The organism is Protofrankia sp. CiP1_Cm_nod2 (assembly GCF_920664355.1).
Taxonomy (GTDB): Bacteria; Actinomycetota; Actinomycetes; order Frankiales; family Frankiaceae; genus Protofrankia.
The window spans coordinates 1-5496 of record NZ_CAKKTL010000192.1 but is presented as its reverse complement, the minus strand read 5'-3'; the positions used below and the strand labels follow the sequence as shown (position 1 = coordinate 5496).

Below are 5496 nucleotides of genomic sequence, written 5' to 3'. Positions count from 1 at the left end.
CGAGGTCGGCGAGGTCGGCGAGGACGGGCGGGCCGCGGGCCGGGCCGAGGGGGTCAGGGGCGGGAGCCTGCCTTCACGCGACGGGCGTAGCGGATACCGGCGGGCCGGTCGCGCGCCGGTATCCCCCGGGCCTGTTCGGCCAGCGCGGACAGCGCCCGTCGCAACGCGGCCCCGACGGTGTCCGCGTTCGCCTGGGCGCTGCCGGGTGCGCCGTTCGTGAGCGCGTCAGCGTCCGTGTGGGTGCTTCCGGTGCTTCCGGTGATGTCGTGGCTGGTAGCTGGCAGGGGCAGGCCGTCCAGCGGGTGCCTTTCCCGCGCGGTGAGGTGCAGATCAATGATCATTTGTTCGACGCGCGCGGCCTCGGCCAGCCGGTCGGGGCTCCCGGCGCAGTCGTTGCGGAACAGGCGGGCGTAGACACGGGTGGACGTGGCGTCCTCGGGCTGGAGGCAGAAGAAGATCGTGCTGGTGGTCCCGGTGTCGGGGCAGCGCAGGACCAGGCGGAGCTGGAACGGCGGCCGGTAGAGACAGGTCGACAGCTGCCGGCGGCCGCTCCAGGGCCGCGAACCACCCTCCGTCGTTACCGAATTTGCTGGACTGGTGACTGTCTGCTCCATTCGCAGGCGAAAACCATTGCCATCGGTAGTGATGTCACGACGAAAGGTGATTGTCTGTTCCCCTGTGCCGCCCGCGCCCGCGCGGATCGGGCCGCCGCGGACCGGGTCGGCGCAGACCACGCTCGGGTGGACGAACGGCAGGCTCGCCGCCTCGAGGAGATCATCGGCGAGTACGCCCGCGCACGCTCTGCTCCGGTTGACATCCAGCCAGCGGGAGGCGAAGACGGAGTCGTCCGCCTCGGGCAGATCGATGATGTCCGCGAACGGTTCCTCGGGAGCGATCCAGACCAGTCCGTGACGTTCGGTGGCGCCCCACGCCGAGGCGGCCCGGGTGCGTCCCGGCCGGGAGCCGGGCGGGCCGGGCGAGCCGGGCGTCGGGCCGGACGCGGGCTCCGGGCCGGGCATGGCCGTGCACGCGCCGGACGCGACGAAACGCCAGCCATGGTAGGCGCAGGCCCGCCGGGGGCCGTCGACACGGCCGGCCGCCGACGGCGTCAGCAGGTACGGACAGTGGTCGGCAAGGGCCATCACCCGGTTGTCGAGACGGGCGATCACCCATGGTTCGCCGAGGAGCCGTACGGATACCGGCTCGTCACCGATGTCCGACGACCGTGCGACCGGATGCCAGCCGTGCCGCAGCGAGAGATCCGTGTTCGTCATGCGTGAGCGGACGTCGACCACCTCCGGGAGAAGGGGCTGCCGGGGCAGGGGCTGCCGGCCGTGGGGGCGGATCGCGGGCCAGCCGCTGGCTGGCCTGGGCGGGCCCGGGTCCGCGATCCGGTGACGGGTGTGGTAAAGCGTTCTTCGAATGTGCTGATTGAAGTGAGCCGTTGTTTCGGTTTCGCGTCCCGGGTGTGACGCAAGGTGATGGTGATCGATATCTCACTGTGTTCCGTCACCGTGTTCCGGGGCTCCCCGGCCGTGGCTTCGGGCTCAGGGGCCCGGCGCGCCGGAAATCATGTGATCGCGATACCCCCGTGTTCGGGGAATCTGTGGGTGTCGTCGTGAGAACGCTCCCTTTTCCCGAGAAAACCGGACGTCTTCGTACTGGACGGCTACGGTTCCCGCCGCGGGCGCATCGCGTTCAATGCGGATGAATGCGGTCACGATCCGGCACTGTCGGCTTTCGCCGGATGACTCCCGCCGATGGCCGGGCAGGAGGACCCGGCGCGTCGCCGACAGTGAACATGCGTGTAACCTCGCAGGACTATCGTCGGCTGTCATGTGGGGCCATGCGCGACCGACTGTCTTCCCTGCTGGCATACCCACCAGTGGGTTTCCGTGTCGCGCCGGCGTTCCCACCGCGTCTTCCATGATTGCGACTTCCATGATTGCCACCACGGGCGACACCGTCGATGGCCGGACCGCCCGGCCGGCCGGGCGGGCGACGGCCGGCACGGCCGGCCTGGCCAGCCCGCCCGGCCTGTGCCGGCCGCTGACCGTGGCCGACACCGTCGAGATCCTCGCCGACGGCGCGGCGGACCTGCTCGCGGGCGGCACCGACCTGGTCCCCGCGCTGCGGACCGGCCGGCGCCGGCCGCGCCGGATCGTCGCCCTGCGCCGGGTCCTGGAGCTGCGCACCCGGGGCGCCAGCGCCGACGGGCTCATCATCGGCGCCGGCGTCACCTACCACGATCTGGCCGGCTGGTCGCTGTCGCCCGGTCTCGCGGCCACCGCGCGCGTCGTCGGATCACCGCAGATACGCAACCTGGGCACGGTCGGCGGAGCGCTCGGCACGGCCGATCCGCGTGGGGATCTGCTGACCTTCCTCAGCGCCGCCGACGCCGAGGTCGTCCTGCGCGGCGTGCACGGCGCGCGGACGCTGGCCGTCCCGTCCTACCTGGCCGAGGGGCGTGACCCGACCGAGCTGATCACGGCGGTCCGGCTGCCGCGGCCGTGCGGTCCCCAGGTCTACCTCAAGATCGGCGCGCGGCAGGCCGCATCGGCCACGGTCGTCTCGTGCGCGCTGGTCGTCGACCGGGTGCGGGAGCGGGTCGCGTGCGCGATCGGCGGGGTGGCCGGCGGGCCGTTGCGCCCGGTCGCCGCGGAGGACTTCGTGCGCGCCGGGGTCGACTGGTCGACGGGTACGGCTCCCGCCGACGTGGTCGCGGGCTTCGGCGAGCTTGTCGCCGAGGCCGTCCGCGCGGTGGACGACCCGCTTCCCGACGACCCGCGGGCCTCGGCGGCCTACCGCCGGCACGCCGCCGGGGTGCTGGCGGCGCGCGCCGCCGGGCGCTGCCTGTCCGCGCCGTCGCCGGCCCGGTCCGTGGACGGGCGGTGGGCACGCCCATGAGTGAGCCCGCCCACCGGCGCGCCTGCGTCGAGGAGGATCCGGCGTGCCCGCCGCGCGATGCCGAGCCGCGGGTGTCCTACCAGCTCCACATCGACGGTGGCGTGCGGGAGGTGACCGATGCCTGGTTCGGGGAGTCCCTGCTGCGTGTGCTGCGCGACCACCTGGGCGTGCTGTCGGTCAAGGACGCCTGTGAGCAGGGCCGGTGTGGCTCCTGCTCGGTCCTGATGGACGGCCGGCTGGTGGCGAGCTGCACGGTCCTCGCCGCGGACGCCGCCGACGCCCAGGTCACGACCGTGGCCGGGCTGGGTGTGGGCGGGCCGGCGCGGGCGGTGCAGGCCGCCTTCCTCGCCCACGGCGCGGTCCAGTGCGGCTTCTGCACGCCGGGATTCGTCGTCGCCGTCACCGACCTGCTGGCCCGGCGTCCCGACGCCGGTGAGGACGAGATCCGCGAGTCGCTGGCCGGCAACATCTGCCGGTGCACCGGCTACGGGCGGATTATCGCCGCGATCCGCTCGGTCCAGGAGGCCCGCCGCCGGCCAGGAGGCTCCCACCAGCGACCGGGGACGGGCCGGTGACCGGGGACGGGCCGGTGACCGGGGACGGGCCGGTGACCGGGGACGGAGCAGTGACCGGGGACAGGCCGGTGGGCGGCACGGAAGACCGGGACGATGATGAACCCGCGTCCGCCCGCTGACCATGCCGGACGGACACCGTCCGCCCGGACGTCCGATGATCGAATATTCGCTGGCCGGGAGCCCGTCGATCCGGCGGCCGCCGGCCGGGGCAGCGGTCAGGGGATCGGGGCGCCCGTGCCGCGCCCGGACGGGCCGGCCAAGGCCGGCGGCACCTTCCCGTACGCGGGTGATCTCCACCTGCCGGGGATGCTGCACGCCCGGACGCTGCGCAGCCCCCATCCACGGGCGCGCATCCGCCGGATCAGCACCGCCGCGGCCCGCCGGATGCCCGGGGTGGCGGCGGTCGTGACCGCGGCGGACGTGCCGGGCCGGGCCACCTACGGCCTGATCGTCGCCGACCAGCCGGTGTTCGCCGCCGACGTCGTGCGCTACCAGGGCGAACCGGTGGCGGCGGTGGCGGCGGTGGACGCCCGGACCGCCACCGCGGCGCTGGCCGCGATCGAGGTCGACTACGAGCCGCTGCCACCGTGGACCGACCCCGAGCGGATCGTGGCCGCCGCCCGCGGCCCCGAGCCGCCGCGCCCCGACGGATCGCCGCATGCCGACGGGCTGCCGCGCCCTGACGGGCCGCCGCATGCCGACGGGCTGTCACGTCCTGACGGGCCGCCGTGTCCCGGCGGGTTCGAGCTGCTGCATCCCGACGGGAACATCTTCCGCGAGATCCATCTTCGCCACGGCGACCCGGCGGCCCGCGGCGCGGTCAGCGTCACCGACTCCTATGTCGTGGGCATGCAGGACCAGGCGTTCCTGGGCTGCGAGGCCGCGCTGGCCGTGCCGACGGCCGACGGCGGCGTCGACCTGCGGGTGGCGACGCAGTGGCTGCACTCCGACCGTGAGCAGGTCGCGGCCTGCCTGGGCCTTGCCGAGCACCGGGTGCACCTGGCCCTCGCCGGTGTCGGCGGGGCCTTCGGCGGACGCGAGGACATCACGCTCCAGATCCACGGTGCGCTGCTCGCGCTGGTCACCGGCAGCCCGGTGCGGATCGCCTACGACCGGGTCGAGTCGTTCCTCGGCCATCCGCACCGGCATCCGGCCCGGATGTGGTTCCGGCACACCGCATCCCGGGACGGGCTGCTGGTCAGCGTCCAGGCGCGTCTGATCCTGGACGGCGGGGCGTACGCGTCGTCGTCCCCGGCGGTGCTGACGAACGCGGTCACGCACGCCGCCGGGCCCTACCGGGTGCCCAACGCGGTGCTGGACGGCTGGGTGGTCCGCACGAACAACCCGCCGTGCGGGGCGATGCGTGGTTTCGGTGTCCCCCAGGTGGCCATCGGGCATGAGGCGCAGATGGACCGGCTCGCCGACGCCCTCGGCATCGGCCCGGTGGAGCTGCGCCGGCGCAACGCGCTCGAGCCGGGCGACGTGCTGCCCACCGGGCAGGTCGTGCCCGAGCCGCTGCCGCTGCGGGAGATGATCGACATACTCGTGGACCGGCCGCTGCCGCCGCCGGTCTCCGGGCGGACGCCGGTGACGTCGCTGCCCGGCGGGCGCCTCGCCGCGGCCGACCCGGCCCGCGTCCGCCGTGGGGTCGGCTACGCGGTGGCGTACAAGAACCTGCTGTTCTCCGAGGGGTTCGACGACGACGCCACCGCCCGGGTGCGCCTGGAGACCGGGCCGGACGGCGGGCCCCGGGCGGTCGTGCACAGCGCGTGCGCCGAGGTCGGCCAGGGCTTCGTGACGATCGCCGGGCAGATCGTCCGCACCGAGCTCGGGGTGGACGAGGTGGTGCTCGCCCCGGCGGACACCACCGTCGGCAGCGCCGGGTCGACCAGCGCGTCCCGCCAGACGTGGATGAGCGGCGGTGCCGTGCGCGCCGCCGCGGCAGCGGTCGCGGACGCGTTGCTGGCCCGGGTGGCCCGCCGGCTCGGCCTGCCCGAGACGTCGCCGCGGCGCC

The 5496-nt window shown here is 74.5% G+C and carries 4 protein-coding genes; 3 read left to right on the top strand and 1 reads right to left on the bottom strand.

Features of this window, described 5'->3' with window-relative positions; genetic code table 11:
• Positions 1–53: 53 nt before the first annotated feature.
• Complete coding sequence (locus NBW84_RS18480) at positions 54–1274, bottom strand: Rieske 2Fe-2S domain-containing protein (protein ID WP_250285995.1); 1221 nt, start codon at positions 1272–1274, stop codon at positions 54–56.
• A gap of 667 nt (positions 1275–1941) precedes the next feature.
• Between NBW84_RS18480 and NBW84_RS18475 the strand changes: the two genes are divergently transcribed.
• The 3 genes from NBW84_RS18475 to NBW84_RS18465 all read left to right on the top strand — a co-directional run.
• Positions 1942–2907, top strand: a complete 966-nt coding sequence (locus tag NBW84_RS18475) for an FAD binding domain-containing protein (RefSeq protein WP_250285994.1) — start codon at positions 1942–1944, stop codon at positions 2905–2907.
• Entirely contained in the window at positions 2904–3482 is a 579-nt protein-coding gene (locus NBW84_RS18470; RefSeq protein ID WP_250285993.1) for a (2Fe-2S)-binding protein, read from the top strand. The genes NBW84_RS18475 and NBW84_RS18470 overlap by 4 nt, the downstream gene beginning before the upstream one ends.
• Positions 3483–3578: 96 nt before the next feature.
• Positions 3579–5496, top strand: a 1918-nt coding sequence (locus tag NBW84_RS18465) for a molybdopterin cofactor-binding domain-containing protein (RefSeq protein ID WP_250285992.1), incomplete at its 3' end; no start/stop codon positions are given.

What these genes read in the sequence shown, in the direction of transcription:
- NBW84_RS18475 (WP_250285994.1), top strand. Translation starts at nt 1,942, where the DNA reads ATGATTGCCACCACGGGCGACACCGTCGATGGCCGGACCGCCCGGCCG.
- NBW84_RS18470 (WP_250285993.1), top strand. Translation starts at nt 2,904, where the DNA reads ATGAGTGAGCCCGCCCACCGGCGCGCCTGCGTCGAGGAGGATCCGGCG.
- NBW84_RS18480 (WP_250285995.1), bottom strand. Translation starts at nt 1,274, where the DNA reads ATGACGAACACGGATCTCTCGCTGCGGCACGGCTGGCATCCGGTCGCA.